The sequence below is a fragment of the Nonomuraea sp. SBT364 genome (genome assembly GCF_001083785.1).
Lineage (GTDB): Bacteria > Actinomycetota > Actinomycetes > Streptosporangiales > Streptosporangiaceae > Nonomuraea.
Window position 1 is genome coordinate 70,499 of the sequence record NZ_LAVL01000010.1, and the last position, 26,242, is coordinate 96,740.

Here is a 26,242-nt window from a genome sequence, read left to right on the forward strand (position 1 = left end):
GGCTCATCCGTACGGCGAGCGCGGGAAGGCGCCATCCGCCGACCGTGGCTGGCGCCTTGGCCGGCACCTGCTCCTCAGTCGCCGTCCTGGTCGGCCTTGAACGCCAGGAACTCCCGCTCCAGGTCGTCGTTCTCCTCCGCCCAGCGGCGCTGCCGCTCGGCCGCCTCCTCCTCGGTCAACGACTCCTGCAACCACTCGTCGTAACCGGGTTCGCCGGGCTCCACCTCGACATACGCGTTCCCGATCAGGCGCCCGTCTTCGCTGGCCAGGCTCTGCGGCACGCGCAGGGTCCCGTCAGCGAGCCGGATGACGTACATGGCCGATCACCTAGATTCCGTAGCGCCGGTTGAAGAACAGCATGACGTCGAGCGCCATCCGCGTGTTGCCGCCGAGCATGTCGACCAGCGCGGGACGCTGCCGCGAGGCGATGGCCGCGAACGCGTCGGCGAAGAACTCCTTGCGGCCCAGCCCTCCCCCCTGACGGTGGAACGACGACGCCAGCAGCGGCGTGACCCTCTCGAACAGTGCCACGAACTCCGGCGTGTCCGACACCCAGACGCCGAACACCGAATCGATGTCGTCGATCGCGTGCCCGACCTCGTGCATCATCACGTCCGGCGTGGGCGACGGCCGATCGCCCACCACGACCTTCCGATCCCCGTACGCCCCGGCGCACACGTCCCAGGTCGCCCGGCCCGACGGCAGCGGCGCGCCGCGCAGATACGCCATGTCGTCCAGGTCCGGCACGCCGCCCGGTCCGACGTAGATGCCCTCCAGCCCTTCGGCCAGCCGCTCCTTCAGCCGGTCGGGCAGCCTGGCGAGGCTCTCCACGGCCCGTACGAGATCCGCCGGCGGCGGCCCCTGCCGGGCGTCCCACTGGCGGTGCAGGATCGCCTCCAGCTTCCCGCAGTGGCGCAGCCCGTCGCCCATCGACGGCATGTCCGGCGGATTCGGCTGCGCCCTGACCCCGCCGCCGTCCAGCTCGAAGTCCTGCCACGTGTACCGCGGCCGCTCCACGACCGCGGCCTGCCCCCGCTCCCGCTGCCCCCGCCGCGTCTCCCGGACGGCACCCGTCACCTCGCTACGGTCGCCTTCCCAGGACCGTCGCCCGGCCTCGCCACGGCCGCCTTCCCAGAGGCGGCGGCCCGCGTCACCGCGGTCGCCCTCCCAAGGGCGGCGAGGGGTGCCGGGACGCCCGCTCTCCTGGCGGCTCTCCCGGGGGCGGTCGCGGCCGGGGCTCTCCGCCTCCCAGGGGGACCGGCCCACCTCACTGTGGCCCCGCCGAGAGGAACCCCGGTCGTTCGACCAGAAGGACCGATCCGCGTCCTTCGGAGCCTCGGTGCGCCGCGAAAAGAGGTACGACCCGCGCCGCCACCAGCGCCCTCGCCGATGGCGCCCCTTGTCGTTGGAAATGGCCATCGCACCCCTCACCGCCCCATGGCGCCGAATCGTGTTCCACCGTACGACGCTGATCTTCGCCAGTCATCCGAAATGCGACATCAGGTGGCACGAACACGCTGAGGATGGCTTACAGTTCGGGGCATGGCAGGTGTCATTGTCGGCCTGGCTCTGCTGGCCTTCTGGCTGTTCTCGTTGTTCGACGTCATCACCACCCCCGAGGAAGAGGTCAGGCACTCCCCCAAAGCCGTGTGGCTCATCGTCGTCGCCGTGCTCCCCCTCATCGGCGGCCTGTTCTGGATGATCCGCGGTCGCCCCCGTCCCATCCAGGAATCGTGGCCCGTGCCGCCCCGCTCCGGCGCCGGCATGCCCAAGGGCCCCGACGACGACCCCGATTTCCTCCGCGAACTCGACCGTCGCATGCGCGGCGAAGAGAAGTAACACCCCCACCGAAACGCCCGTAACCAACTTTCCGGGTAGATCTTTCCGGCGTACGGCTCCCGCCCAGGATGACGGTCCTCACCCCTTGGGCGGGCAACCTCTGGGCTCGTAACGGCGCCCCGCCACCACCCGGTCAGCGGCCGTCCCCCTGGAGGCCCCCGAAGCCGCGAGGCGCCCGAGACGGGCCTTCGCCCCGGCGACGCCCCGGAACGGGCGCGCCTCCTGTGCGTACGGCCCCATCGACCCGGACACGCCCTCCCAGAGCCCCCTCGCGGATGACGGCCGGGCATCCCTGGGAGGGGTTACACGTCGGCGTAGCTGTGGAGGCCGTCGATGAAGATGTTGACGCCGATCAGGTTGAACAGCAGGCACAGGAACGCCACCAGCTGCACGATGGTCGCCGCCCGGCCACGCCAGCCGGCCGTGACGCGGGCGTGCAGGTAGGCCGCGTAGCCGACCCAGGTGATGAACGACCAGACCTCCTTGGGGTCCCACCCCCAGTAGCGCCCCCAGGCCCGGTCGGCCCAGAGCGCGCCGGCGATGACGGCGAACGTCCACAGCGGGAACGCCAGGACGATGGCCCGGTGCGCCGCCTTCTCCAGGTCGGCCTTGCTGGGCAGCCGAGACAGCCCATCCCCCCGCACCAGGTAGAGCACCCCGGACGTCCCGGCGAGCACGAACAGCCCGGTGGCGAGGATGGCGGCGCTGACGTGGATGGCGATCCAGTAGGAGTTCAGTGCGGGCACGACGGGCCCGGCGGAGGTGTAGAACACCTTGACCGCGAGCCCGAGCCCGAGTGCGGCCGCCACCATGACGAAGCCGCCGAGGAAGCGGATGTTGTTGCGCAGCTGGGTGCCCAGGAAGGCGGTGACGGCGGCGAAGCAGATGGCGACGACGAACTCGTACATGTTGCCCCACGGCCACCGGTCCACCGCCAGCCCGCGGGTCACGATGGCGCCGAGGTTGGCCGCCCACCCGATCCAGGCGAGGACCAGCCCGGCGAGCCCGCCCAGGACGGCGAACCGGGGCGTCTCCGCGACCGGCGTGTCGGCGGGGGGCGCGTCCGGCGCCGAGGCGGGACCGCCGCCCACCGTCACGGGCGTCCGCGCGCGCCCCTTGGCGGACGCGTCGACGCGGGCGCGGCCGAAGGCCAGCTCAAGCGCGAACCCGACCATCGCGAACAGATACAGCAGTACGGCCGCGACCACGAACAGGTCGCTCAGCTCCGCGAGTGGTTCAGCGCTCATCCTTGTCTCCTGCTGCTAGAACCTTGACGATGTCGTCGAACTCCTCCGCGAACCCGGCCGCGGACCCCTCGGTGCGGGTCAGCCCGCCCACCTCGACGGATCCGTCCTTGACCCGCACCCACACCCGCCGGCGCCGGATGACCAGCGAGAACACGATCGAGATGGTGGCCATGGAGGCCGCCAGCAGCGCGGGCAGCCGGCCGGGGTCGTAGGCGATCTGGAGCGTCATCCACTCCTTGACCTCGACGAACTCCAGTTTGCCCGCCCCGCCGGGCAGGTCGATCGACTCCCCGGGGGCCAGCGGCTTGGGCACGTCCTTGCCCATGACCAGCGGCTTGAGCTTCTTCATCAGCTCGGGCGGCGCGAGCTCGTACACCGACCGCGGCTCCCCCGACCCCATGCCCAGGTCGCCGGAGAACGCCCCCAGGACCTCCACCCCGGGCTGGATGGCCCCGGGGAAGGCCGAGGCGTAGCTGCCGTCGGTCAGCGGCACGCTGGTCGGCAGGAACCGCATGAGGAAGCCGAGCGGCGACGGCTGCGCGTCGGGCACCTTGACCACGCATTCGGAGGTGAGCGTGGGCTTGTCGGCGATGAGGCACGGCACCGCCCCCTCGAAGGCGACCTGTCCCTTGCCGTCGGTGACGCGGAAGACGGGGGCGTAGCCGTGGCCGATGAGGTAGGTCTGGGTGCCGTCGACCTCAAGGGGCTCGTTGACCTTGAGCTCGTAGTCGCGCGGCGCCGCGCCGGGCGTGTCGGTGACCTTGAGGTAGGCGGAGTAGTCGAGCTCCTGCCCGCGCTTCTCACCTTCGACCTGGTAGGTGGCCCGGAAGTCGGTCAGGTCGAAGCTGAACGGCTCCAGCGACTCGGCCGACACCTGCGGGCCGGGGATGAACCGGTCGTAGGTGGCGACGGTGTTGGCGAACCCGTCGCCCTCGGCGATCAGCACGTTGCCCCGGTAGCCGTACAGGGAGCCGAAGCCGACGGCGACCAGCACGCCGAGCAGCGAGATGTGGAAGAGCAGGTTGCCGGTCTCGCGCAGGTAGCCCTTCTCGGCGGCGACCCAGCCGTCGCCGGTCTCGACGCGGAAGCGCAGCTTGCGCAGCCGCCTGGCGGCCTCGTCGGCCGTGAGGGCGCCGTCGAAGGCGGCCGAGTGGGGCAGCCTGGTCAGGTTGCGCGGCGCGGCCGGCGGCTTGCGGCGCAGCTCGCGCAGGTAGGTGGTGGTGCGCGGGATGATGCAGCCGATCAGCGAGGTGAACAGCAGCAGGTAGATGGCCGCGAACCAGACCGAGGTGAACACGTCGAAGAGCTGGAAGCGGTCGTACCACTCGGCCAGCCCGGGATCGTCCTGGTAGAAGCGCGCCACCTGGTCGGGCTCGACGCTGCGCTGCGGCACCAGCGAGCCGGGCACGCTGGCCAGCGCGAACAGGAAGAGCAGGATGAGCGCGGTCTTCATCGAGGTGAGGGTGCGCCAGGACCAGCGCAGCCAGCCGACCGGGCCCATGCCCGCGGGCTTGGACTCCCGCTCCTTCTCCAGCTCGCCGACGCTCATCAGATCACCGGCCGGAAGCTGCCGATCAGGCCCTGCATGGTCGCGATCATCTCTCCCCAGAGGCCGGTGACCAGCGCGAGGCCGACGGCCACCATCATGCCGCCACCGATCCTGGTGATGAGGCGGGAATGCTTGCGGATCGCCCGGAACGTGCGCAGCGCCTTGCTGTAGGCCAGGGCGGCGGCCACGAACGGCAGCCCGAGCCCCAGCGCGTAGGCCACGGCGAGCAGCGCGCCCCGCGAGGCGCTGCCCTCGTTGAGCCCGAGGGTGAGGACGACCGCCAGGGTGGGGCCGATGCACGGCGTCCAGCCCAGCCCGAAAACCACGCCGAGCAGCGGCGCCCCGGCCAGCCCCGCCGAGGGCATCCGGTGGATGCGCACGTCGCGCATCAGCCCGGGAATCACGCCGAGGAACGCCAGCCCGAGCAGGATCGTGAGCACGCCGAGCACCCGGGTGATGGTCTCCGCGTTGCCCAGCACGGCCTGGCCGAGCTGCCCGAACAGCGCCCCGCTGACCACGAACACGGCGGCGAAGCCCGCCACGAACAGCGTCGTGCCGAGCACCAGCCGCCCCCGCTTGGGGTCGGCGCTCATGCCGGTGACGTACGACAGGTAGCCCGGGACGAGCGGCAGCACGCACGGCGACAGGAACGACACCACTCCGGCCAGCACCGCGATCGGCACGGCCAGCAGCAGCGAGCCGGAGGCGACGACGTCATTCATCGCGCACCTTGGTCACGGTGTCCATCAAGTCGGTGTAGCGGACCGCGCCGAGCGCCCGGGCGGCGATCCGGCCCTGCTTGTCGATGATCAACGTGGACGGGATGGCCGCGGGCGGCACCGTGCCCTGGAAGGCCAGCGCGACCTTGCCCGGCTGGTCGAAGATGCTCGGGTAGCCGGTGTTCTCGGTGCGTTCGAAGGCGAGCGCGTCGGCCTTGCGGTCCTTGAAGTCGATGCCGAGGAACTCCACCCCGGTGCCCTTGGTCTTGGCCGCGACCTCTTTGAGCACGGGCGCCTCGGCCCGGCAGGGGCCGCACCAGGAGGCCCAGAAGTTCAGCACGACGACCTTGCCCTTGTGCGCGGCCAGGGAGGCGGTGCCGTCCTCCAGGGTCGGGCCCTGGACGGCGGGGGCCGGTTCGCGGTCGGCAGCGGCGAACACCTGCATCTTGCCGTCGCCCGCGACGAAGCGCGTGTCACCCGCCTGGGGCTGCCCGCCCTGGTTGCCCGCGCAGCCCGCGGCCAGGACGGCGATGAGGGCCAGTGAGATTGACGTCGCGCGCACGGGAGGATGATCTCCTTGTACTACAACCGGTAGAGCTTGCAACTCTACCGGCGCCGTCATGCGCCCGGGACGCTGGGTCCCTGGTACACCGACCCCGCGGGCTCGCTGTAGCCGACGCTGACGAGCCGGTTGCCGTCGAAGGTGAACGTGGTGAGGCTGGCCAGCGCGCACTGCCTGCGCCGCGGGTCGTGCCAGAGCCTGCGCCGGCCCTCGGCGGCCATCCGGATCGCCCAGATGGGCAACTGGTGGCTGACGAGCACCGCCTCGTGCCCGCGCGCCGCCTCCCGGGCGTCCTCGACCATCGACTTCATCCGCGCGACGATCACCGGGTAGGGCTCGCCCCAGGAAGGGCGCATCGGGTTCCAGAAGTAGCGGTAGTTGCGCGGGCTTCGCAGCAACTGCAGGCCGGGCCCGGAGATGCGGCCCTCCAGCAGGTTGCCCGCCTCCAGCAGCCGGTCGTCGCTGACGATGTCGAGGCCGAGCGTGGCGGCGACCGGTGCGGCGGTCTCCTGGGCGCGCTCCAGCGGCGAGCTGTAGAGGGCGACGATGTCGCGCCCGGCCACGGACTTGGCGACGGTCTTGGCCATCAGCTGGCCGGTCTCGGACAGGTGGTAACCAGGGAGCCTGCCGTAGAGGATGCCGCCCGGGTTGTGCACCTCACCGTGGCGCAAAAGGTGAACGACGGTGGTTTCAGCCATGGTGGGGCTCAGCTTAGCCGCTCGCGGAGCTTCCATCGCGGCCGGATAGAGTCTGGCCGGTCGGAAGGAGATCGCGTGGATCCCCGGGCGCTCGTCCTGGTCCTCGTCGCCGCGGTCGCCCACGCCTCGTGGAACCTGCTGAGCAAGCAGGCCGCCCGGACCGACAGCCTGGTCTTCGTCTGGCTGGTCGCCGCCGCGGCCGCGGTGATCTGGAGCCCGCTGTTCGCCGGCTACCTGCTGCTGGCCGCGCCCCGGCTGACGTGGGCGGACCTGGCCGTGATCGGCGTCAGCGCCTCGCTGCACCTGGGGTATTTCGTGCTGCTGCAGCGCGGGTACGGCTCGGGCGACCTGTCGGTGGTCTACCCGGTGGCGCGCGGCACCGGGCCGATGCTGGCCGGGCTGGTGGCGATCCTGTTCCTGGGCGAGCGGCCCACGGCCGCCGGGATCACCGGGATGGTGCTGGTCGGGGTGGGCGTGTTCCTGATGAGCGGCGGCAGCGGCAGGGGCGACTGGAAAGGGCTGGCGTTCGGGCTGGCCACCGGGCTGTTCATCGCGGCCTACACGGTGTGGGACTCACGGGTGGTGGGCGCGTTCGCGGTGGCGCCGATCATGCTCAACTACCTGGGCGAGGTGGGGCGCGCGCTGGCGCTCGCCCCGGCGGTGCTCGGCCGGAGGCGGCGCGCGCTCGTGCTGCCGGCCTGGCGTGCGCATCGGGGCGGCATCCTCGGCGCGGCGGCGCTGGCGTTCGTGTCGTACCAGCTGGTGCTGATCGCGTTCACCATGGCTCCGGTCAGCCTGGTGGCCCCGGCTCGGGAGATCAGCGTGCTCATCGCCGTCGTGCTGGGCGGCCGGCTGCTCGCCGAGGACGGCCTGCGTCACCGGCTGCTGGCCGCCGGAGTCATCGTCAGCGGCGTGGTCGCCATCGCGCTGTCGTGAGGGCTCAGGCGACCGCCCAGGCGTTCTCGTGCCGGCTGCTGGCTCGTACGAGGGCGTCGACGGTGGCGCGGATGGCGGGGCGGCGGGCGGCGTCGGTGCGCCAGAGGGCGTAGATACGGCGGCTCTGACCCGGGCGCAACGGAACGAACCGCACGTTGTCCGGCACCGGGTCGCGGCCCAGCCGGGGCACGATCGCGCAGCCCAGCCCGGCGGCCACCAGGGCCAGGTGGGTCGGGTACTCGTCGGCCATGCAGGCGATCTCCGGCTCGACCTCGGCGCTGCGCAACGTGAACACCAGCCAGTCGTGGCAGATGGTGCCGGGCGTGGAGCTGATCCAGCGCTCGCCCTGCAGCGCCGACAGCGGGATCTCCTTGCTGCCGGCCAGCGGGTGGTCGGCCGGGACCGCCACGTCGGCCACGTCGTCGAGCAGCGTCTTCCTGGACAGGCCCTCGGGGATGGCCATCGGCCGGTTGAGCCAGTCCTGGACGATGACCAGGTCGAGCTCGCCCCTGGCGACCTCGCGGACCACCCGCTCCGGCTCGCGCTCGTACAGGTGGAGCAACAGGTCGGGGTGGCGCTCGCGCAGCTCGGCGAGCGCGGCGGGCATCAGCCCGCGCGCGGCGGTCGGGAAGGCGCCCACGTTGAGCCGGCCCACGACCTGGCCGCGCAGCGCCTCGAAGTCGGCCTCGGCGGTCTCGACCAGGGCCAGGATGCGCTCGGCGTGCTCGGCGAGCAGCCCCGCGGCGTCGGTCAGCCGCACGCCCCGGCCGTTGCGCTCGACCAGCCGCGCCCCGGTCTCGCGCTCCAGCTTGGCGATCTGCTGCGACACGGCCGACGGGGTGACCATCAGGGCGTCGGCGGCGGCGCCGACCGAGCCGTAGACGTGCACGGCATGTAGAGCCTTGAGCCGGTTCAGGTCCAACATGTAAGCCAGTCTAAAGGGTTAAGCATAGAAAGTCTCGCTTGTCGTTGAACGTGTAGCGAAGGAAAATATATGCATGCGAATCCTTAAGTCGAAGAAGCAGACCCCCCAGTCCACCTCCTACCTCAAGGCCCTCGCCGAGCAGGCGCGCGAGCAGCGCATCCGCTACCGCAAGACCACGACCACGTGAAACCGGGCCACCTGGCCCTCGCCGTCGGCCTCGCGGCCGTCTGGGGAGTGAACTTCGTCGTCATGCAGACAGGGCTGGAGCACTTCCCGCCCCTGCTGTACGCGGGCCTCCGGTTCGCGCTCGCGGCGTTCCCCGCGCTCCTCCTGGTGGGGCGGCCGGGAGTCCCCTGGCGATGGGTCGGCGCGGTGGCTGTCACCATCGGAGTCGGCCAGTTCGGCCTGCTGCTCATCGGCATGCGCGCCGGGATGCCGGCCGGCCTGACCTCCCTGGTCCTGCAGGCGCAGGTCCTGTTCACCATCCTGTTCGCGGTGACGCTCCTCGGCGAGCGGCTCACCGCTCGGCGCGTCACCGGCCTGGCCGTCGCCTTCGGCGGCCTCGCCCTGGTCGCCGTCGACTTCGGCCTGTCCGGACCGGTGGGCGCGTTCGCCCTCTGCGTGGCCGCGGCCGCCGCCTGGGGCCTCGGCAACGTCGCCCAGCGCAGGGCCGCCCCGCCGGACTCGCTGCGCTTCATGGTCTGGGTGAGCGCCCTGTCGGCGCCCCCGCTCCTGCTTCTCTCCCTCCTGGTGGAGGGTGTGCCGTCACTCGCCGCCCCGGCCGAGGGCTGGCTGTCGCTGGCGTACGTGGCGTTCGTCTCGACACTGGGCGGCTTCGGCGTGTGGGGCTTCCTGCTGCGCCGCTACGACGCCTCGGTCGTGGCCCCGTACACGCTGCTCGTGCCGGTCTTCGGCATGTCGTCGGCCGCCCTCTTCACCGGCGAGCCGCTCTCCTGGCTCAAGGCGGTGGCGGCCGTCCTCATCGTGGCCGGTGTCCTCTACGCCAATCAGAGAACGGCGGCGGCGGCCTTCGCGGCGCCGGGCAGCGCCCCGGCGACCCGCTCCAGCGCCTCGTCGTCGTGCGCCGACGACAGGAACCAGGCCTCGTACGCCGACGGCGGCAGGTAGACGCCCTGGTCGAGCATGGCGTGGAAGAACGCCTTGTAGGCGGCCGTGCTCTGGGTCTGCGCGTCGGCGAAGTCGGTCACCTGGCGGTCGGTGAAGAAGATCGAGAACAGGTTGCCCGCCGTCTGCAGCCGGTGTGGCACCCCCGCCGCCGACAGCGCCTCCGTGGCCGCGTCCGCGACCACGGCCGCCGCCACGTCGACCTTCGCGTACGCCTGCGCGTCGAGCGTGCGCAGCGTGGTCAGACCGGCCGCGCAGGCCAGCGGATTGCCCGACAGCGTGCCCGCCTGGTAGACGGGCCCCTCCGGCGCCAGATGCGCCATGACCTCGGCCCGGCCGCCGAACGCCGCCGCCGGCAGCCCGCCGCCCATGACCTTGCCGAACGTCATCAGGTCGGCCTCCACCGGGTCCAGGCCGTACCAGCCGGAGGGCGAGACGCGGAAGCCGGTGAGCACCTCGTCGACGATCAGCAGCGCCCCGTTGGCCGTGCACAGCTCGCGCAGCCGGGTGTTGAAGCCGTCGAGCGGCGGCACGATGCCCATGTTGGCCGGGCACGCCTCGGTGATGACACAGGCGATCTCCGCGGCGGCGAACGCCTCCTCGACGGCCTTGACGTCGTTGTAGGGCAGCACGATCGTGTCGGCCGCCGACGCCCCGGTCACCCCGGGCGTGTCGGGCAGCCCGAACGTCACCACGCCGGACCCCGCCGAGGCCAGCAGCGCGTCGACGTGCCCGTGATAGCACCCGGCGAACTTGATCACCTTGGACCGCCCGGTGAACCCGCGGGCCAGCCGCACCGCGCTCATCGTCGCCTCGGTGCCCGAGCTGACCAGCCGCACCTTCTCCACCGGCGCGACCCTGCCGACGATCTCCTCGGCCAGCTCGACCTCGCCCGGCGTGGCCGTCCCGTACGAGAACCCGTGGGCGACCGCCTGCGACACGGCCTCCACCACGGCCGGATGCCGGTGCCCGAGGATCATCGGGCCCCACGAGCACACCAGGTCGACGTAGCGGTTGCCGTCGACGTCCGTGATGTACGGGCCCTGCCCCGAGGCCATGAAACGCGGCGTCCCCCCGACGGCTCCGAACGCGCGGACCGGCGAGTTGACACCCCCCGGCACGACGGCGCTGGCGCGGGCGAACAGGTCCTCGGAGTTGTGTGTACGGCTCACCCGACCAGGTTAGTCCCCTAGTCCGCCAGCCACTCCAGCAGGCGCAGCGGGTCGGGCAGCGGCCGGCCGTCCGGCGGGCGCAGCCACGAGACCGGCTGACCGGTGGGCAGGGTGGAGGGCGGAGCCAGCACGTAGCTGTCGCGGCAGTGCCAGCGCAGCCCCGGTGTGTCCTCGATGGTGGCCGGGTCGCAGTCGAGCTGGCACGACCACCACTCGTCCTCGTCGTCAGGGTTGCCGCGGGTGGCCACATAGAACAGGACCCGGTCGCCGTTGGCGGCGACCGGGCCCGAGTCCGCTCCGGCGTTGTCGATCCGGGTGAGGGCCGACAGGCCGGTGGCGAGGGGTACGTCGAAGACGTCGAACACCCGCCCCGTGGGCAGGATGACGTTGGCCTCGGGCTCACGCTGCCACCAGCGGGTCAGCTGGGTGGCGTCGGTGGTGGCCTGCAGGCTCCAGGCGGGGGAGATGGGGTGCGCGCCCGGGTCGGGACAGCCGACGCGGTCACAGGAGCACGCACGGGCGCCCCGGCGCAGCGGGAAGGCCCCCGGCACGCTCGGCCAGCCCAGTGCGGCGTAGCCCAGCACGGTGTCGATCCGCGTCGGCCTGGACCGTTTCCTGGTACGCCGAGCCAGAGGTACCCCCACCATGGTGTCTCCCGTCGTCGGTGCCTGAGGAGGCCCCGGCTCTCCGGGCTCAATAGCCACGCGGGACACACCAGCACTTGTTATGGCACTCTAACGCACAGGTCTCAGGACTCGGCGGGAAACCCCCTGTTAGAGGCGGCGCGCCACCTCGGTCGCCCAGTAGGTGAGGATCAGGTCGGCGCCCGCGCGCTTGATGGAGACCAGCGACTCCATGATCATGCGCTCCCGGTCGACCCACCCGTTGGCGGCGGCGGCCTCGATCATCGCGTACTCGCCGCTCACCTGGTAGGCGGCCACGGGCACGTCCACCTCGTCGCGGACGCGCCTGATGACGTCGAGGTAGGCCAGCGCGGGCTTGACCATGACGGCGTCGGCGCCTTCGGCCAGGTCGAGCCGGACCTCGCGCAGCGCCTCCTCCAGCGGCCCGGCCGGGTCCTGCTGGTGGGTGCTGCGGTCGCCGAACTGCGGCGCGCACTCGGCGGCGTCGCGGAAGGGCCCGTAGAAGGCGGAGGCGTACTTGACGGAGTAGGCGAGGATCGGCACGGCGGAGAACCCCTCGGCGTCGAGCGCCGCCCGGATCACGCCCACCTGGCCGTCCATCATCCCGCTCGGCGCCACGACCTGGGAGCCGGCCCTGGCCTGCGCGACCGCGATCGAGGCGTAACGCTCCAGCGTGAGGTCGTTGTCCACGTCACCGGAGGCGGTGAGGATGCCGCAGTGCCCGTTGTCGGTGAACTCGTCCAGGCAGGTGTCGGCCATCACCACGATGGCGTCGCCCACCTCGGAGCTCACCTCGCGCAGCGCCACCTGCAGGATGCCGTCGGGGTCGTCGGCGGCCGAGCCGCGCGCGTCCTTGACGGCCGGGATGCCGAACAGGATGAGGCCGCCGACCCCGGCCTCGGCGGCCTCGTGGGCGGCCTTGCGCAGCGAGTCGCGGGTGTGCTGGAGGACACCGGGCATCGAGGCGACCGGGTTCGGCTCGGTGATGCCCTCCTTGACGAACAGCGGCAGGATCAGGTCGGCCGGGTGCAGCCGGGTGCCGGACACCATCCGGCGCAGCGCGGCCGAGCGGCGCAGGCGCCGCGGCCGGGCGACGGGGAACTCGGCACTCACTTGGCTCTCCTCCTGGCTCCTCGGCGGTTCTGCGACGGCCTGCGCGGCGTGTCACCGGCGGCCAGCGCGGCCTGGCGCTGCTTGGCGCCGTACTCGGCGAGCGCGGACGCCAGCGCCGACGCGGACGCCCTGTCGGCCATCACGTCGACGCGCAGCCCGAACTCCTCGGCCGTCTTGGCGGTCTGCGGCCCGATGACGGCGATCACGGTGACGTTGTGCGGCTTGCCCGCGATGCCCACCAGGTTGCGCACCGTCGAGGACGAGGTGAACAGCACCGCGTCGAACCCGCCGCCCTTGATGGCCTCGCGGATCGGCGCGGGCGGCGGAGCGGCCCGCACGGTGCGGTAGGCGGTGACGTCGTCGCACTCCCAGCCCAGCTCGGTCAGCCCGGCCACGAGCGTGTCGGTGGAGATGTCGGCGCGCGGCAGCAGCACCCGGTTGATCGGGTCGAGCATCGAGTCGTAGGGCGGCCACTCGGCCACCAGGCCCTCCGACGACTGCTCGTCCGAGGGCAGGAGGTCCGGCTTGACGCCGAACTCGACCAGCGCCCGCGCGGTGGCGTCGCCCACGGCGGCCACCTTGAGCCCGGCGAACGCACGCGCGTCGAGGCCGTACTCCTCGAACTTCTCGCGCACCGCCTTGACCGCGTTGGCGCTGGTGAAGGCCACCCACTCGTAGCGGCCGGTGACCAGGCCCTTGATGGCGCGGTCCATCTGCTGCGGGGTGCGCGGCGGCTCGACCGAGATGGTCGGCACCTCCTCCGGCACCGCGCCGTAGGAGGTGAGCTGCTCCGACAGGCTCTTGGACTGCTCCTTGGTGCGCGGCACCAGCACCCGCCAGCCGAACAGCGGCTTGGTCTCGAACCACGACAGCTTGTCGCGCAGCCCCACGGCCTCGCCGACGACGATCAGCGCGGGCTCGGTGAAGCCGGCGTGCTTGAGGTCTGCGTGCAGCCTGCCGAGCGTGGAGACCACCGTGTACTGCTCGGTGGTGGTGCCGCCGCTGCTGACCGCCACCGGGGTGCCGTCGGGCTTGCCGCCGGCGATCAGCGCCTTGCCGATCGCGACGGCCTCGGTGATGCCGTTGTAGATCACCAGCGTGCCGGGACAGGCCGCGTGGGAGGACCAGTCCTGGTCCTGGGCGGCGTCGACGACCCGGAACTCGGGCACCGACGACGCCGGCGGGATGCCCGCGTAGCCGAGGACGGCGGTCGCGGGCGGCACACCGGGCACGATCTCGAAGTCCACCTCCGCCGCGGCGCACGCCGCGGCCTCCTCGGTGATCGAGGAGAACAGCATCGGGTCGCCCTCGCAGAGCCGCACCACGAGCCGGCCGGACTGGGCGTGCTTGACGAGGTCGTTCGCGGCGACTTCCACACCGGGACGGCAGTGCTTCAGCAGCGGGCCGTGCAGGTCCTCGTCGAGGATCACGACGTCGGCCTTGCCCAGCAGCTCGGCGCCGCGGAGCGTGAGAAGGTTCGGGTCGCCGGGCCCGGCGCCCACGAACGCGACGAAACCGGAGGTCGGGCTATCGGAGCTCAATGGGAATGCTCCCCCATCAATCTGTCGGCCCCTTCGTGAAGCATCTCGGCCGCTAGCCGGCGGCCCAGATCTTCCGCCTCCGAAGGAGAGCCGGCGGTGGACTTGCGTACCGCGAGGGCGCCGTCGATGGCGACGACCGCGGCGGTCAGGTTCAGAGTGTGCCCGTCATCGAGCGCGAACGCACCCACGGGCGCCGAGCAGCCGGCCTCCAGCGCGGCCAGCACGGACCGCTCGGCGGCCACGGCGGAGCGGGTCCGCGGGTCGTCGAGCTGCCCCAGGAAGGCGACCAGGTCGTCGCGGTCGGCCAGGCACTCCACGGCCAGCGAGCCCTGACCGGGGGCCGGGAGCAGCTCCTCGACCTCGAAGATCTGGGCGATCTCGGCGGTCCGGCCGATCCTGGTGAGGCCGGCCGAGGCCAGCACGACGGCGTCGAGCTCGCCCGAGGTGACCTTGCCGATCCGGGTGTCGGCGTTGCCGCGGATGGCCACGTACTCCAGATCGGGGCGCATGGCCCGGAGCATGGCGACGCGGCGCGGCGAGCCGGTGCCGACCTTGGCGCCGGCCGGGAGTTCGGCGAAGGCCCGCCGGCCGACCAGCGCGTCGCGGTGGTCGTGACGGGTGGGTAGCGCGGCCAGCGCGATGCGCGGGTCGGGCTTGGTGGGCAGGTCCTTCAGCGAGTGGACGGCGAAGTCGACCTCGCCCTCGATCAGCTTGTCGCGCAGCGCGCTGACGAACACGCCGGTGCCGCCGAGCGTGGCCAGGTGTGCCTTGCTCACGTCGCCGAACGTGGTGACGCCGACCAGCTCGATCGCCCGGCCGGTGCGCTCGGTGTAGGAGTCGGCGACCATCTGGGACTGGGTGGTCGCCATCAGGCTGCGTCTCGTGCCGAGCCGCAGCGGCTCCGTGCGCGGAGTCACAGCTCCACCTCCCTCACGGCCTCGGGCATCTTCGGATCCAGGTCGAACAGCTCGCGCAGCGCCTCGGCATAATGATCGCCTCCGGGCGAGGTGGCGAGCCGCTTGACACGCACGGTGGGCTCGTGAAGCAGTTTGTCAACGACCCGTTGCACGGTGAGCGTCACCTCGTCCTTGATTCTGCCGTCCAGCTCCGGCACCCGCATCATCAGGCGCCCCAGCTCGGACTCGACCACGCCGGCGGCCTTGCTGCGCAGCGCCACCACGGTGGGGGTCACCCTGGCGGCCCGTTCGGCGTCCAGGTAGGCCGTCAGCTCCTCGGCGACGAGCGCGCGCACGGACCTGACCGCGTCGCCCTCCTGCGAGCCGATGCCGGACTCGCGGATCGCCTCCAGGTCGACCAGCGTCACGCCGGGGACGGCGCGCACGGCCGGGTCGATGTCGTGCGGCAGCGCCAGGTCCAGCAGGAACGCGCCGCGCGTCACCATGTCCGCGGTGATCACGTGCTTGCCGGCGCCGGTGCAGGTGATCACCAGGTCGGCCTCGGCCAGTTCGCGGGAGACCGCCGCGAACTCCACCGCCCGGCCGCCGACGGTCTCGGCCAGCCGCGCGCCGCGCGAGAACGTACGGTTGGCGATCACGATGTCGGTGACTCCGGCGCGCGCCAGCGTGGCGGCGGCCAGCGAGCTCATCGAGCCCGCGCCGACCACCAGGGCGCGCAGGCCGGTCAGCTCGCCCGCCAGCGCCAGACCGGCCGTCACCAGGGAGGCGCCCGCCTGGTCGATGCCGGTGTCGGTGTGGGCGCGCTTGCCCACGCGCAGCGCCTGCTGGGCCAGCTCGTTGAGGGTCGCGCCGACCGTGCCCTGCTTCTGCGCCAGCTTGAGCGCCCGCCGGACCTGGCCGAGGATCTGGCCCTCGCCCACGACCATCGAGTCGAGGCCGCACACCAGCGAGAACAGATGCTCGACGGCCCGCTCCTCGTAGTGCACGTAGAGGTGCGGGGTCAGCTCGTCGACGGGCACGCCCGAGTGGAGGCTGAGCAGCCCGGTGACGGCGTTGACGGCGGCGTGGAAGCGGTCGACGGCGACGTAGACCTCGACCCGGTTGCAGGTCGAGACCACGAAGGCCTCGGCGACGCAGGCGTCCTGCTGGACGTCGTGCAGGAGCTTCACGAGCGCGTCGCCCGTCACCGAGACGCGCTCCAGCAGGGCCACCGGAGCCGTCCGGTGGCTGAGTCCGATCGCCAGAACACTCATTGACTGTCCACTGCCATGAGTGGCCCCCCAGCTTTGCGTTGCTCATGGAACGCAAGGATCTGCAGTTCGATGGATAGGTCGACTTTACGGACATCGACGCCGTCCGGAACGGTGAGCACGACCGGGGCGAAGTTGAGGATGCTGGTCACCCCGGCGGCCACCACACGATCGCATACTTCCTGTGCCGCCGCCGCCGGTGTCGCCAGAACCACGATCGAGACTCCACGCCGTTCGATCACGGCTTCCAGTTCGTCGATGTGCTCCACATTCAACCCCGCTATGTCGTCGCCCACGACTTCGGGGTCGGCGTCGAAGACGGCCGCGATGCGGAATCCCCGGGACACGAAACCGCCGTAACCGGCGAGCGCGCGGCCCAGGTTACCGACTCCGACGATGGCCACGGCCCAGTCCTGGGTGAGACCGAGCTCACGGGAGATCTGGTAGACGAGGTACTCGACGTCGTAGCCGACGCCGCGGGTGCCGTAGGAGCCCAGGTGTGACAGGTCCTTGCGAAGTTTGGCCGAGTTGACGCCGGCGGCCACGGCGAGATCCTCGGAGCTCACGGTCGCCACCCCGCGCTCGGCCATCCCGTGCAACGCCCGCAGGTAGAGCGGCAGCCGGGCGACGGTTGCCTCGGGGATGCCGCGATCACGGGGGTGGGACGGGCTCTTCACGTGCCGGAGCTCCAGGGGAAAGGCGGCCGTGGGCCGCGTGAGTGGAATGGAACCGTCTTTCAGGTTAATCCTTTTGTGAACCGATGCACAAAGTCACCTTCCAGGGAGCGCTACCTTGGAGGCCATGCACCGCATCACGCTGCTCGGGAAGCCCGGCTGCCACCTGTGTGACGACGCGCGCGAGATCATCGCCCGCGTGGCGGGCGAGCTGGGCGTGCCGTGGGAGGAAGTGAGCATCGACTCCTCCGACGAGCTGCGCGAACGCTACTGGGAGATGATCCCGGTCACGTTGATCGACGGGGAGCAGCACGACTTCTGGCGCGTGTCCGAGGACCGCCTGCGTGCGGCCCTGGCGGGTTAGAACATCGCGGTCGGCAGCGGCACGACCTTGGCCGCCTGGACGTTGAGCTCGATGATGTTGGTGGCCAGCACCATGGACTGCCGGTCGCTGATGAACCTCTCGACGTGCGGCTGCCGCTGGTGGTCGCGGTAGGCCACCTCGTCGCGGTAGAGCTCGTAGACGATGCGCTGCAGCGGCGCCGACTTCACCGCGTGGCAGGCGTAGACGAGCGTGTCGGGCTCGCCCCGGCGCACCGCCTCGACGGTCTGCTCGGCGAGCCGGTCGAAGGCCGCGCCCGAGCCGTCCATGAGCGTGAAGACGGTGAGCATGCCGTAGATGTTCGGCGACAGCTTGGCCGATCCGACGGCGGCCTGCGGGGCCGAGTGCGGGGTCGGCTGCGGGCCGGGCTGGGCGGCCTGGCGGCGGCCGCGCGGCGAGAACAGCTCGGCGCCCGGGTAGACGGCGCCGGTGGCCGGCATCGAGCCGGTGGACGGCATCGAGAGGTCGGGCCGCTCGCCGGTGACGGGCATGCCGTAGTCGGGCCGCTCGCCGTTCATGATGTAACCGGTCGACGGGCCCGCGTCGGGCGGCGGTGACATGCGGGCGGCGTAGTCGACCTCGTCGTTGGCCCGGTATTCGGCGACCAGGTCGCCCAGCCCGGACTTGCGCGGCCGGGCCGGCTCGGCGATCGGCTCCGGCGCCTCCCGATGGCCCACCGGCTCCTGCCGGTGCCCGGCCACCGGCCGGTCGTCGCGGCGTCCCGCCGCCCGCTCCTCGCGCCTGCTCGCCGCCGGCACGGGCTCGTCCTCGTCGTCGTCCTCGTACGGGGCGAGCGGGCGGAGCACGGCGTACCAGATGGCCGCCGCGGCGACGATGAGCAGCACGACGGTGAAGACGGCGGGCACCTTGAACTGCATCGCGCCCATGAGCGCCAGCCCCGACGGCGCGATGACGAGCGTGGCGTGCAGGTTGTCGGTGTCGTACTCGTCGCCGTTGCGCCAGCGCAGCGCGGCCACCACCACGGCCACCAGCATGATCAGCCCGGCGATGGCGTGCACGCCGGTCAGCAGCGACGACGGGATGAGCGCCCAGTGCGCGGACGCGGGGGGCAGCGACTTGCCCATCTCCTCGCTGACGAGCGGGTCGACGAGCATGATGACCGTGGCGACGATCGTGTAGGCGATGCCGAACAGCCAGCCGAGGAACTTCGGCGGCACCTTCTCCGACAGGAGCTGGATCAGCCCGATCGCCAGCCAGAGCGGCGCCAGCAGTGATCCGGCGATCTGGACGAGCTTGAACGTGAGGGCGCCGAACCCCATGAGGTGGCCGAACCCGGCCACGCCCAGCGCGAGGCAGAGCGCCGGGGCTGCAACGGTCCAGGCGATCAGCCAGCCCTCGGGCTCCTCACGCAATCGGGTGACCAGGGCGCCGGTGGCGATCCCTGCCAGAAGCGCTCCGGCGAAGGCGATGACAGCAACGAGGATCTCCATGGTGACTCCAATGCTGCCGGACTACGCCTCTCAACCGGTAGCCGAAGAGGGAACGGGTCGGTCCACACCGTATCTGCCGATTGCGGGGATTCTTACCAGCGGGAAGCGGATTGTGGAATTTCCGGTTGATTTCTAGAGTGTTCGAGCACGCCGCACCCCTTCGCCCTAGGGATACCGGATGCCTGACTCGTGGCCGTTCGCCGGGCTGCTCGCGCCAGCAGTCGCTGGCCCCGCCCCGGCGACCGAGCCTGCCGTGCGCGAAGAGCTCTCCGACGACCTGCGCACCCTCGTCCTGCACGCCAAGACCGGCGACTCGGACGCCTTTGGCACGCTCTACGACCGCTACGTGGATCTGGTCTATCGCTACATCTACTTCCGGGTCGGCTCCCATCCGCTGGCCGAGGATCTGACCAGCGAGACCTTCCTGCGGGCGCTGCGGCGCATCGCGGACTTCACCTGGCAGGGCCGCGACTTCGGCGCCTGGCTGGTGACCATCGCCAGAAACCTGGTGACCGACCACTTCAAGTCCGGACGCTACCGACTGGAGGTCCCGACCGGCGAGATACTCGACGTCCCGCTCGACGGGTCGCACATCCCCGAGAACGCCGTGGTCACGGCCATCATCAACGACCGGGTGCTACACGCCGTCCGGGACCTCAACCCCGAACAGCAGGAGTGCGTCGTCCTGCGATTCCTGCACGGCCTGTCGCTCGCGGAAACCGCGCTGATCATGGGGAAGAAGAGTGGAGCGATCAAAGCGCTGCAGTTCCGTGCCATCCGGGCGCTGGCCAGGGCGCTCAAACACGACCTTGCGTAACCTCCCGCCACGGAACGTCGTTAGGCAGGTATCACCACAGGACCGAGCCGCGGGGGCGTCAGGGGGCCGCCATGAGTAGGGCGCGCAGATCGCAGGAGCGTGTGCTGGAGCACCTCACCGAGCTGTCCGGACGCCCGCTGGGCGGCGGCCCGGACCCGGCCTTCCGTGAGCGCCTGCGCGACGAGCTCGCCGCCGCCCGCGCCGCCGTCGCCGCGCCGGCCCGCTCCCCGCACCGCGCCGGGAGCCGTTCCGGCAACCGGGCCCGCGGCGGCAACCGGGCCGCCAACCGCCCCTCGCACCGCAGAACGCGCGCCCGGCGGCGCTCGCCCGCCTCCGCGCTGGTCTCGTTCGGGCTCGTGACCGCGATGATGCTGTCCGCCGTCGTGACGTACCAGTCGGTGCCCGGCGACGCCCTCTACCCGCTCAAGCGGGCCGCGGAGAGCACGCTGGTCCGTCTCAGCACCGACGACGTCGTACGGGGCGAGCGCGAGCTGGTGTCGGCCAAGACACGCGCCGAGGAGGTCGCCCAGCTCCTCGGCTCGTCCGAGGGCGGCCCCCTGGTCGGCAAGACGCTGAAGGACATGGAGCGGTCGACCCGGGCGGGCATCAGCAGGCTCCGCCGCGCCGAGCCGCGCTCTCCGAAGATCGACAAGTTCGCCGAGGACCAGCGGAACATGGTCGGGCCGATGCTGGAGCGGCTCGACGGCCCGCAGCAGGACCAGGCGGTCGGCTACCTGGACTACATCGAGGGGCTCGTCGCGCCTAGGTAAGCTGAGGCCCATGTGGCGCCTAATCCGACGACGACACGAGGTCGAGGCGGAGATCGCCGGTGAGGCCGCGGCGGCGGCCGCCGTCGTGGTGCCTCCGGCCGAGCCCGACCTCCAGGCGGCGGCCTTCTTCGACGTCGACAACACGATGATGCGCGGCGCGTCCATCTACCACTTCGCCAGAGGGCTGGCGACGCGGGGCATGTTCAACACCTCCGACCTGTTCAAGTTCGCCGTCGGGCAGGCCGTCTTCCGGATGCGCGGCAACGAGAACCCCGAGCACATCGCGGTCGCCCGCGAGACCGCGCTGGCTTTCGTGGCCGGGGCCAAGGTCGACGACGTCGTCCGGCTCGGCGAGGAGATCTACGACGAGGTCATGGCCGACCGCATCTGGGGCGGCACCAGGGCGCTCGCGCAGAGCCACCTCGACCAGGGGCAGCGCGTGTGGCTGGTGACCGCCACGCCGATCGAGCTGGCCCGGGTGATCGCCCAGCGGCTGGGCCTGACCGGCGCGCTCGGCACCGTGGCGGAGACCAGCGAGGGCGTCTACACCGGCCGCCTGGTCGGCGACCTGCTGCACGGCCCGGCCAAGGCCGAGGCGGTGCGCGCGCTGGCCCGCCGCGAAGGGCTCGACCTGACCCGGTGCACCGCCTACAGCGACTCCGCCAACGACCTGCCGATGCTGTCGCTGGTCGGCCAGGCGGTGGCCATCAACCCCGACAGCGAGCTGCGCGAGCACGCCAGGAAGCACGACTGGCCGATCAAGGACTTCCGCACCGGCCGCAAGGCCACCATGACGGCCCTGCCGATCGCCGCCGGCGTCGGCGCCGTCGCGGGAGGCGTGGCCGCCGGGCTCGCCCTGCGCCGGCACTACCGCGCCTCCCGCTGATCCGCCTACCGGAGCTGGGCGAACAGCCGGTCGGCCGTCGGCTGGACCCATTGCACCCGGGTCGGGTCGTCCGGGTGGGGGCGCCACGGGACCGTGACGATGGACACCTCGGTGTCCCGCACCACGACGGCCAGCTCGATCATCGTCTCCACGTCCAGCTCCGCGTCCGTCCTGATCGTCCGGGCCGCCGTGGTCAGGAACTCCCGAAGCTTGACGGGGTCGGTCAGCTCGCTCTTCGCCTTCCTCAGCATCGCCATCACGACTCCGTGCTGGCGCTTGATGCGCGCGATGTCGGAGCCGTCGCCGACGCGGCGCAGCCGCATGTAGCCCATCGCCTGCTCACCCGTGAGCACCTGCCGCCCCGCCGGCAGCCGCAGCTTGGCGGCCTGGTCGTCCACCGCCGCCGGCAGCTTGACCTCGACGCCGCCGAGCGCGTCCACCAGGGCGGCGAACCCGGCGAAGTCCACCTCGACGGTGTGGTCGACGCGCACCTCGGTCAGGCTCTCGACGGTCTTGACCGCGCAGGCCATCCCGCCGGTGTCGTAGGCCGAGTTGATCAGCGCCCGCCGCGCCGGCTCGCCGCCGCACCGCGGGATCTTGACCATCGAGTCGCGGGGGATGCTGACGGCCTTGACGTTCTTGTGGTCGGCGGACAGGTGCACGAGCATCATCGTGTCGGTGCGCGCCCCGTTGCGGAAGCGCTCGCTGCCCGCCTGGCTGTCGGTGCCGACCAGCAGCACGTTGAGCGCGCCGGTCACCTTCGCCGGGCGCGGCTCCGCCGGGACGCCGACGCCCGCCGTGTCGACCCCGCCGACCAGCAGCGCCGGCACGGCCACCGCGAGCGCGGTGGTCACGGCCACCAGCCCCGCCATCATCCAGCCGAGCCTGCGGCGCCCCGGCCCGCTCGCCCCGGCCCGCAGCAGCCGCTCGCGCTGCCGGACCAGCGTGGGGGGCGGCTCGTGCTCCAGTTGCCTGCCGAAGTCGCGCAGCGTCTTCAGGTCGTCCATCGTCACTCCTCCCCCAGCAGCGGATTGGTGTCGCCGAGCGCCGCGCGGACCTTCCGCCTGCCCCTGTTGAGGCGGGAGCGCACGGTGCCGATCGGGATGCCGAGCGCCCGCGCGGCCTCCTCGTACGTCAGGTCGCCCCAGGCGATGAGCAGCAGCACGTCGCGGTCCTTGGCGGGCAGCGCGGCCAGCGCGCTGGCGAGGCCGGGACCGGCCGCCTGCGCGCTCACGCCGGCGGCCACCCGGTCGGCGGGCGACTCCACGTCCCGGTCGGCGGCGACGCGCTGCAGGGCCCGGTAGCGGGCGGCCTCGGTGCGGTGGTGGCGGGAGATGAGCTTGGTGAGAATGCCGAAGAGCCACGGCCTGGCGTCGGGAAAGCTCAGGTCGTAGCTCTTGCGGCGGGAGAAGGCCACCAGGAACGTCTCACCGACGATGTCCTCGGCGGGCTCGGGGCCGAGACGCCGGGAGACGTACCGGTAGAGCATGGCGGAGTAGCGGTCGAACAGATCGGCGAACGCCTCGGGTTCCGTCCAGGAAGCGTTGATCAGCTCGGCGTCCGCACCCCTGACGGCGGCGGGTTGTGTGATCATCTCCGCCCTTCTGCGCGGGAATCGGTCGAAGATATCTCGCCACAACCCGCCGCCAGGGTTCACGCGGCCGGGATCACAGCTCCTTGAGGAAGCCGCCGTCGACGGCGAAGTCGGCGCCCGTGGTGCTGGCGGAGCGCGGCGAGGCCAGCAGCGCCACCGCGTCGGCGACCTCCTGCGGGTGCACCAGGCGGCCGGTGACCAGGCGCATCATCTCGGGCGCCGCCTTGGTGATCACGCTGCCCTTGTCGGCGCCGACGAACCCGGCGATGACGTCGGCGGCGCCGCCGTCCTTGGTCCACCAGTCGGTCAGCACCGGGCCGGGCGAGACGGTGTTCACCCGGACGCCCTGCGGCCCGTACTCCTCCGAGAGCGCCTTGCTCACGTGGTTCATGGCCGACTTGGCGGCGCCGTAGTCGACGTTCATCGCGCCGGGCTGCCGGGCGGAGCCGGAGGAGACGTTGACGATGGCGCCGCCGCCGCGCTCCAGCATGACCGGCAGCGCGGCGCGGATCATGCGGACGGCCGCGAACAGGTTGAACTCGAACATCGCCAGCCAGTCGCCGTCGTCCGGCGTCAGGAAGCCGACGCGCGGCAGCGACACGCCGGGCGGCGGCCCGCCGGCGTTGTTGACCAGGATGTCCACGCCGCCGAACTGCTCGACGGCCCGCGCCACGACCTCGGCGGGAGCGGCCGGGTCCATCAGGTCGACGGGAACGTGCACGGCGTTGCCGGGCAGCGCGTCGCCGCGGGTGCGGGAGACGGCCACGACGTGCGCCCCCTCCTCGGCCAGGGTGTGGGCCACGGCCAGGCCGATGCCCTTGGTGGCGCCCGTGACGACGGCGACGCGGCCGGAAAGCTGCAGATCCATGAGAGGTCCCTTCGGTGTTCTCTATCGGGGGTAAGAACACCGGCCGGGCCGGAACGGTTGCGCTCTCTACGGCGACTTCTACAGCAACGGCGGGAACGCGTGTCCGCGGCGCAGCCTGAGCTGGTCGAGCAGCTGCTGGATGACCTCGCGGACGTGGTCGGTCAGGTTGAAGACGAGCATCGGATCGTCGGCCGCGCCCGGCTCGTACTCGTCGGTGCGGATCGGCTCGCCGAACTCGATCATCCACTTGGACGGCAGCGGCACCAGCCCGAGCGGCCCGAGCAGCGGGAAGAACGGCGTGATCGGCAGGTAGGGCAGCCCGAGCAGCCGGGCCAGGGAGGGCAGATCGCCGATCTTCGGGTAGATCTCCTCGGAGCCCACGATCGCGGTCGGCACGATCGGCACCCCGGCGCGGATCGCCGAGGCGACGAAGCCGCCGCGGCCGAAGCGCTGCAGCTTGTAGCGCTCGGAGAACGGCTTGCCGACGCCCTTGAAGCCCTCGGGGAACACCCCGACCAGCTCGCCCTTGCGCAGCAGCCGGTCGGCGTCCTCGCGGCAGGCCAGCGTGTGCCCGGTCTTGCGCGACAAGTGGCCGAGCAGCGGGAGCTGGTAGACCAGGTCGGCGCCGAGCAGCCGCAGCGCCCGGCCCGCCTCGTCGTGCAGCGCCACCTGCATCATCAGCGCGTCGACCGGCAGCGTGCCGGCATGGTTGGCGACGACGAGGGCGCCGCCTTCGTCGGGGATGTGCTTCAGCTCGGCGGTCTCGACGCGGAACCAGTGGTGGTAGACCGGCCGGAGCAGCTCCAGCAGCACCTTGTCGGTGAGCTCGGCGTCGTAGCCGAACTCGTCCACCTCGTAGTCGCCGGTGAGCCGTCTGCGCAGGAAGGCCAGCAGCTCGGCGGCGGGGTCACCGCTCACGTGCGCCCACCTCCGAGCGGCCGCAGCCCGCGCGAGCGCAGGAAGTCGTCGAACGCCGCCCCGGTGCTGAACTTGGGCTTCCAGCCCAGCTCGGCCTCCAGGTCGCCGATGTCGACGGCCCGCCCGTGGCTCATCAGCCGCAGTTGCTCGGGCGAGTAGTCGACCAGCCCGGCCCGGCGCACCGCGGTGCCCAGGAGCCGGAAGGCGGGCGACGGCAGGGGCAGCGAGAGCCGCCCGGCCCGGCGCACGCACTGCGACAGCAGCAACACGCCCGCCCCGGCCACGTTGTACGTGCCGGGGTGATCTTCGGTCGCCATCCGGCGCAGCACCTCGACCGCGTCGTCCTCGTGGACGAACTGCAGCCGCGGGTCGAAGCCGAACACGGTCGGCAGCACCGGCTGGGTGAAGTAGCGGGTGAGCGGCGAGTCGACGCCCGACCCCATGAAGTTGGCGAAGCGCAGCAGCGAAACGGTGACGTCGGGACGGCGGCGCGCGAAACCCCGCACGTAACCCTCGACCTCGACCGCGTCCTTCGCATAACCGTGGCTGGGGCCGTCGGGCGGCTCCAGGTCCTCGGTGAAGACCGCCGGGTCCCTGGGAGAGGAACCGTAGACGGCCGTGGTGGAGCGGACGACCACGCGGCGCACCGTCGCCGACCGCTGGCAGGCGCCGAGCAACTGCATGGTGCCTATGACGTTGTGCTCTTTCATGGCCGCCCGGCCGGTGCTCCGCGAGGGAGCGCTCACCAGGCTCATGTGCACAACGGTGTCGATGTCGGCGGCCGCGATCACCTGAGCGATGTCGGGGCTGCGCAGATCGACCCGGACGAACTCGGTCCGGCCGAGTGTGACGCCGCCGCCTCGGGTCAGCGAGGGGGGCGGCACGGTGTCCACTCCGATGACGCGGCTGATGTCCGGGTCCGCCGCGAGAACACTCGCCACCCGGGCGCCGATGTGGCGCGAGACCCCGGTGACGAGCACGGTGTGGGTCATCAGCGCCTCGCAGCTGCGTCGTCTACTTCTTGTTACGCCGCTGGATGCGCGTCTTTTTGAGCAGCTTGCGGTGCTTCTTCTTGGCCATCCGCTTGCGGCGCTTCTTGATCACAGAGCCCACGGGACCCCCAGGTACTGATAGCAAGTCTGAATCGATGTGCGAGCGCACACCGGGTGACAGACTACCGGCGATCGGCGGTGGATCGCCCCTCGGGGGTGAGGGCCCGGCCCCGCAACCGGCGACCGGGCCTCTCCCGCGACCGTATTCACGGCACGCCCGGCGCGCCGCTACGCCTGTCTCACCCTGCTTCGATGTAGGCTTCGCGAAGATAATCGTGCACCGCCTGCTCGGGCACTCTGAACGAGCGGCCGACCCGGATGGCCGGCAACTCCCCTGAGTGCACCAGCCGGTAGACGGTCATCTTCGACACTCGCATGACCGTGGCCACCTCGGCCACCGTCAGGAACTTCACCTCGCTGAGAGGTCTTTCGCCTGCAGCCATCGGACGCCTCTTCCGCACGTGTTTCCGGGTTATCCCCACTGGTGCCATTGCTCACGCACGTGTACTGCCGTCAGCGTAAGTCGGGACTCCGAGCACGCAAACCCCCTAGTTTCTCAGTTCCCGAAGCCGTCTGTCAGCCGAACCCGTAAA

At 71.6% G+C, this 26,242-nt stretch carries 29 protein-coding genes and 1 pseudogene; 7 read left to right on the top strand and 23 right to left on the bottom strand.

The window, feature by feature from the left end:
* Window positions 1-74 precede the first annotated feature (74 nt).
* Together ADY59_RS07575 and ADY59_RS07580 are read right to left on the bottom strand one after the other, a co-directional pair.
* The gene (locus ADY59_RS07575) at window positions 75-317 is read right to left on the bottom strand and encodes a hypothetical protein (RefSeq protein WP_049559414.1); all 243 of its coding nucleotides are present in this window, start codon (window positions 315-317) and stop codon (window positions 75-77) included.
* A gap of 10 nt (window positions 318-327) precedes the next feature.
* On the bottom strand, window positions 328-1,077 hold the full coding sequence (locus ADY59_RS07580; RefSeq protein ID WP_231618588.1) for a hypothetical protein: 750 nt from the start codon (window positions 1,075-1,077) through the stop codon (window positions 328-330).
* Window positions 1,078-1,542: 465 nt separating this feature from the next.
* On the opposite strand from ADY59_RS07580, the gene ADY59_RS07585 reads away from it, so the two are divergent.
* Window positions 1,543-1,839 carry a PLD nuclease N-terminal domain-containing protein gene (locus ADY59_RS07585; protein ID WP_049559418.1) on the top strand — a complete coding sequence of 99 codons (297 nt, stop codon included), beginning with the start codon at window positions 1,543-1,545 and terminating at the stop codon, window positions 1,837-1,839.
* 302 nt (window positions 1,840-2,141) lie between these two features.
* Here the strand turns inward: ADY59_RS07585 and ccsA are convergent, their stop codons facing one another.
* From ccsA to ADY59_RS07610, 5 genes are read right to left on the bottom strand one after another with little or no spacing between them, the layout of a single operon-like run.
* On the bottom strand, window positions 2,142-3,086 hold the full coding sequence (gene ccsA, locus ADY59_RS51120) for a cytochrome c biogenesis protein CcsA (protein WP_049559421.1): 945 nt from the start codon (window positions 3,084-3,086) through the stop codon (window positions 2,142-2,144).
* Window positions 3,076-4,635, bottom strand: a complete 1,560-nt coding sequence (gene resB / locus ADY59_RS51125; RefSeq protein ID WP_049559424.1) for a cytochrome c biogenesis protein ResB — start codon at window positions 4,633-4,635, stop codon at window positions 3,076-3,078. Before resB ends, ccsA begins: the two co-directional genes overlap by 11 nt.
* Complete coding sequence (locus ADY59_RS07600; protein ID WP_049559427.1) at window positions 4,635-5,357, bottom strand: cytochrome c biogenesis CcdA family protein; 723 nt, start codon at window positions 5,355-5,357, stop codon at window positions 4,635-4,637. The genes resB and ADY59_RS07600 overlap by 1 nt, the downstream gene beginning before the upstream one ends.
* On the bottom strand, window positions 5,350-5,916 hold the full coding sequence (locus ADY59_RS07605) for a TlpA family protein disulfide reductase (RefSeq protein WP_049559430.1): 567 nt from the start codon (window positions 5,914-5,916) through the stop codon (window positions 5,350-5,352). The genes ADY59_RS07600 and ADY59_RS07605 overlap by 8 nt, the downstream gene beginning before the upstream one ends.
* A 56-nt stretch (window positions 5,917-5,972) precedes the next feature.
* On the bottom strand, window positions 5,973-6,614 hold the full coding sequence (locus ADY59_RS07610) for a histidine phosphatase family protein (RefSeq protein ID WP_049559524.1): 642 nt from the start codon (window positions 6,612-6,614) through the stop codon (window positions 5,973-5,975).
* Window positions 6,615-6,689: 75 nt separating this feature from the next.
* Between ADY59_RS07610 and ADY59_RS07615 the strand changes: the two genes are divergently transcribed.
* The gene (locus ADY59_RS07615) at window positions 6,690-7,550 is read left to right on the top strand and encodes a DMT family transporter (RefSeq protein WP_049559433.1); all 861 of its coding nucleotides are present in this window, start codon (window positions 6,690-6,692) and stop codon (window positions 7,548-7,550) included.
* 4 nt (window positions 7,551-7,554) lie between these two features.
* Here the strand turns inward: ADY59_RS07615 and ADY59_RS07620 are convergent, their stop codons facing one another.
* Window positions 7,555-8,475 carry a LysR family transcriptional regulator gene (locus ADY59_RS07620; RefSeq protein WP_049559434.1) on the bottom strand — a complete coding sequence of 307 codons (921 nt, stop codon included), beginning with the start codon at window positions 8,473-8,475 and terminating at the stop codon, window positions 7,555-7,557.
* A 249-nt stretch (window positions 8,476-8,724) separates the two neighbouring features.
* On the opposite strand from ADY59_RS07620, the pseudogene ADY59_RS52350 reads away from it, so the two are divergent.
* Window positions 8,725-9,417, top strand: a pseudogene (locus ADY59_RS52350) (EamA family transporter); the annotation flags it as partial.
* Between the two features lie 65 nt (window positions 9,418-9,482).
* Here ADY59_RS52350 and hemL read toward each other — a convergent pair.
* The 7 genes from hemL to ADY59_RS07660 form a co-directional block, all read right to left on the bottom strand.
* Window positions 9,483-10,772, bottom strand: coding sequence for a glutamate-1-semialdehyde 2,1-aminomutase (gene hemL / locus ADY59_RS07630; RefSeq protein ID WP_049559437.1), 1,290 nt, complete (start codon window positions 10,770-10,772; stop codon window positions 9,483-9,485).
* A 17-nt stretch (window positions 10,773-10,789) separates the two neighbouring features.
* Window positions 10,790-11,419, bottom strand: a complete 630-nt coding sequence (locus ADY59_RS07635) for a bifunctional DNA primase/polymerase (protein ID WP_053174521.1) — start codon at window positions 11,417-11,419, stop codon at window positions 10,790-10,792.
* Window positions 11,420-11,545: 126 nt separating this feature from the next.
* Window positions 11,546-12,529, bottom strand: coding sequence for a porphobilinogen synthase (gene hemB / locus ADY59_RS07640; RefSeq protein WP_049559439.1), 984 nt, complete (start codon window positions 12,527-12,529; stop codon window positions 11,546-11,548).
* A complete protein-coding gene (locus ADY59_RS07645; protein ID WP_049559442.1) occupies window positions 12,526-14,070 on the bottom strand; it encodes a uroporphyrinogen-III synthase in 1,545 nt (514 codons plus the stop codon). The genes hemB and ADY59_RS07645 overlap by 4 nt, the downstream gene beginning before the upstream one ends.
* The gene (gene hemC / locus ADY59_RS07650; protein ID WP_049559443.1) at window positions 14,067-14,987 is read right to left on the bottom strand and encodes a hydroxymethylbilane synthase; all 921 of its coding nucleotides are present in this window, start codon (window positions 14,985-14,987) and stop codon (window positions 14,067-14,069) included. Before hemC ends, ADY59_RS07645 begins: the two co-directional genes overlap by 4 nt.
* Window positions 14,984-16,240 (bottom strand): glutamyl-tRNA reductase, encoded by a 1,257-nt coding sequence (locus ADY59_RS07655; RefSeq protein WP_049559446.1) that lies wholly within the window; start codon window positions 16,238-16,240, stop codon window positions 14,984-14,986. The genes hemC and ADY59_RS07655 overlap by 4 nt, the downstream gene beginning before the upstream one ends.
* Entirely contained in the window at window positions 16,237-16,914 is a 678-nt protein-coding gene (locus ADY59_RS07660) for a redox-sensing transcriptional repressor Rex (RefSeq protein WP_197093485.1), read from the bottom strand. Before ADY59_RS07660 ends, ADY59_RS07655 begins: the two co-directional genes overlap by 4 nt.
* Window positions 16,915-17,038: 124 nt before the next feature.
* On the opposite strand from ADY59_RS07660, the gene ADY59_RS07665 reads away from it, so the two are divergent.
* Window positions 17,039-17,275 carry a glutaredoxin family protein gene (locus ADY59_RS07665; RefSeq protein WP_049559531.1) on the top strand — a complete coding sequence of 79 codons (237 nt, stop codon included), beginning with the start codon at window positions 17,039-17,041 and terminating at the stop codon, window positions 17,273-17,275.
* Here the strand turns inward: ADY59_RS07665 and ADY59_RS07670 are convergent.
* Window positions 17,272-18,744: a putative quinol monooxygenase gene (locus ADY59_RS07670; protein ID WP_049559451.1), complete on the bottom strand. Its 1,473-nt coding sequence runs from the start codon at window positions 18,742-18,744 to the stop codon at window positions 17,272-17,274. The genes ADY59_RS07665 and ADY59_RS07670 overlap by 4 nt on opposite strands.
* A 178-nt stretch (window positions 18,745-18,922) precedes the next feature.
* Between ADY59_RS07670 and ADY59_RS07675 the strand changes: the two genes are divergently transcribed.
* From ADY59_RS07675 to ADY59_RS07685, 3 genes are all read left to right on the top strand, one after another.
* Window positions 18,923-19,561 (top strand): sigma-70 family RNA polymerase sigma factor, encoded by a 639-nt coding sequence (locus ADY59_RS07675; RefSeq protein WP_049559455.1) that lies wholly within the window; start codon window positions 18,923-18,925, stop codon window positions 19,559-19,561.
* Window positions 19,562-19,632: 71 nt separating this feature from the next.
* The gene (locus ADY59_RS07680) at window positions 19,633-20,331 is read left to right on the top strand and encodes a DUF5667 domain-containing protein (protein WP_156325359.1); all 699 of its coding nucleotides are present in this window, start codon (window positions 19,633-19,635) and stop codon (window positions 20,329-20,331) included.
* Between the two features lie 10 nt (window positions 20,332-20,341).
* Window positions 20,342-21,217: an HAD family hydrolase gene (locus ADY59_RS07685; RefSeq protein ID WP_049559460.1), complete on the top strand. Its 876-nt coding sequence runs from the start codon at window positions 20,342-20,344 to the stop codon at window positions 21,215-21,217.
* A gap of 5 nt (window positions 21,218-21,222) precedes the next feature.
* Here the strand turns inward: ADY59_RS07685 and ADY59_RS07690 are convergent, their stop codons facing one another.
* The 7 genes from ADY59_RS07690 to ADY59_RS07715 form a co-directional block, all read right to left on the bottom strand.
* On the bottom strand, window positions 21,223-22,224 hold the full coding sequence (locus ADY59_RS07690; RefSeq protein ID WP_049559462.1) for an LCP family protein: 1,002 nt from the start codon (window positions 22,222-22,224) through the stop codon (window positions 21,223-21,225).
* Between the two features lie 2 nt (window positions 22,225-22,226).
* The gene (locus tag ADY59_RS07695) at window positions 22,227-22,811 is read right to left on the bottom strand and encodes an RNA polymerase sigma factor (protein WP_049559464.1); all 585 of its coding nucleotides are present in this window, start codon (window positions 22,809-22,811) and stop codon (window positions 22,227-22,229) included.
* Window positions 22,812-22,884: 73 nt separating this feature from the next.
* Window positions 22,885-23,679, bottom strand: a complete 795-nt coding sequence (locus ADY59_RS07700) for an SDR family NAD(P)-dependent oxidoreductase (RefSeq protein WP_049559467.1) — start codon at window positions 23,677-23,679, stop codon at window positions 22,885-22,887.
* Between the two features lie 78 nt (window positions 23,680-23,757).
* Complete coding sequence (locus tag ADY59_RS07705) at window positions 23,758-24,597, bottom strand: lysophospholipid acyltransferase family protein (protein WP_049559468.1); 840 nt, start codon at window positions 24,595-24,597, stop codon at window positions 23,758-23,760.
* Window positions 24,594-25,589: an NAD-dependent epimerase/dehydratase family protein gene (locus ADY59_RS07710; RefSeq protein WP_049559471.1), complete on the bottom strand. Its 996-nt coding sequence runs from the start codon at window positions 25,587-25,589 to the stop codon at window positions 24,594-24,596. Before ADY59_RS07710 ends, ADY59_RS07705 begins: the two co-directional genes overlap by 4 nt.
* Window positions 25,590-25,611: 22 nt before the next feature.
* Window positions 25,612-25,710: a 30S ribosomal protein bS22 gene (locus ADY59_RS48500; protein ID WP_018654693.1), complete on the bottom strand. Its 99-nt coding sequence runs from the start codon at window positions 25,708-25,710 to the stop codon at window positions 25,612-25,614.
* Window positions 25,711-25,888: 178 nt separating this feature from the next.
* On the bottom strand, window positions 25,889-26,092 hold the full coding sequence (locus tag ADY59_RS07715) for a helix-turn-helix domain-containing protein (protein WP_043629748.1): 204 nt from the start codon (window positions 26,090-26,092) through the stop codon (window positions 25,889-25,891).
* Window positions 26,093-26,242 lie beyond the last annotated feature (150 nt).

What these genes read in the sequence shown, in the direction of transcription:
- ADY59_RS07575 (WP_049559414.1), bottom strand. Translation starts at nt 317, where the DNA reads ATGTACGTCATCCGGCTCGCTGACGGGACCCTGCGCGTGCCGCAGAGC.
- ADY59_RS07585 (WP_049559418.1), top strand. Translation starts at nt 1,543, where the DNA reads ATGGCAGGTGTCATTGTCGGCCTGGCTCTGCTGGCCTTCTGGCTGTTC.
- ccsA (WP_049559421.1), bottom strand. Translation starts at nt 3,086, where the DNA reads ATGAGCGCTGAACCACTCGCGGAGCTGAGCGACCTGTTCGTGGTCGCG.
- resB (WP_049559424.1), bottom strand. Translation starts at nt 4,635, where the DNA reads ATGAGCGTCGGCGAGCTGGAGAAGGAGCGGGAGTCCAAGCCCGCGGGC.
- ADY59_RS07600 (WP_049559427.1), bottom strand. Translation starts at nt 5,357, where the DNA reads ATGAATGACGTCGTCGCCTCCGGCTCGCTGCTGCTGGCCGTGCCGATC.
- ADY59_RS07610 (WP_049559524.1), bottom strand. Translation starts at nt 6,614, where the DNA reads ATGGCTGAAACCACCGTCGTTCACCTTTTGCGCCACGGTGAGGTGCAC.
- ADY59_RS07620 (WP_049559434.1), bottom strand. Translation starts at nt 8,475, where the DNA reads ATGTTGGACCTGAACCGGCTCAAGGCTCTACATGCCGTGCACGTCTAC.
- ADY59_RS07635 (WP_053174521.1), bottom strand. Translation starts at nt 11,419, where the DNA reads ATGGTGGGGGTACCTCTGGCTCGGCGTACCAGGAAACGGTCCAGGCCG.
- ADY59_RS07655 (WP_049559446.1), bottom strand. Translation starts at nt 16,240, where the DNA reads ATGAGTGTTCTGGCGATCGGACTCAGCCACCGGACGGCTCCGGTGGCC.
- ADY59_RS07665 (WP_049559531.1), top strand. Translation starts at nt 17,039, where the DNA reads ATGCACCGCATCACGCTGCTCGGGAAGCCCGGCTGCCACCTGTGTGAC.
- ADY59_RS07670 (WP_049559451.1), bottom strand. Translation starts at nt 18,744, where the DNA reads ATGGAGATCCTCGTTGCTGTCATCGCCTTCGCCGGAGCGCTTCTGGCA.
- ADY59_RS07675 (WP_049559455.1), top strand. Translation starts at nt 18,923, where the DNA reads ATGCCTGACTCGTGGCCGTTCGCCGGGCTGCTCGCGCCAGCAGTCGCT.
- ADY59_RS07680 (WP_156325359.1), top strand. Translation starts at nt 19,633, where the DNA reads ATGAGTAGGGCGCGCAGATCGCAGGAGCGTGTGCTGGAGCACCTCACC.
- ADY59_RS07685 (WP_049559460.1), top strand. Translation starts at nt 20,342, where the DNA reads ATGTGGCGCCTAATCCGACGACGACACGAGGTCGAGGCGGAGATCGCC.
- ADY59_RS07690 (WP_049559462.1), bottom strand. Translation starts at nt 22,224, where the DNA reads ATGGACGACCTGAAGACGCTGCGCGACTTCGGCAGGCAACTGGAGCAC.
- ADY59_RS07695 (WP_049559464.1), bottom strand. Translation starts at nt 22,811, where the DNA reads ATGATCACACAACCCGCCGCCGTCAGGGGTGCGGACGCCGAGCTGATC.
- ADY59_RS07700 (WP_049559467.1), bottom strand. Translation starts at nt 23,679, where the DNA reads ATGGATCTGCAGCTTTCCGGCCGCGTCGCCGTCGTCACGGGCGCCACC.
- ADY59_RS07710 (WP_049559471.1), bottom strand. Translation starts at nt 25,589, where the DNA reads ATGACCCACACCGTGCTCGTCACCGGGGTCTCGCGCCACATCGGCGCC.
- ADY59_RS07715 (WP_043629748.1), bottom strand. Translation starts at nt 26,092, where the DNA reads ATGGCTGCAGGCGAAAGACCTCTCAGCGAGGTGAAGTTCCTGACGGTG.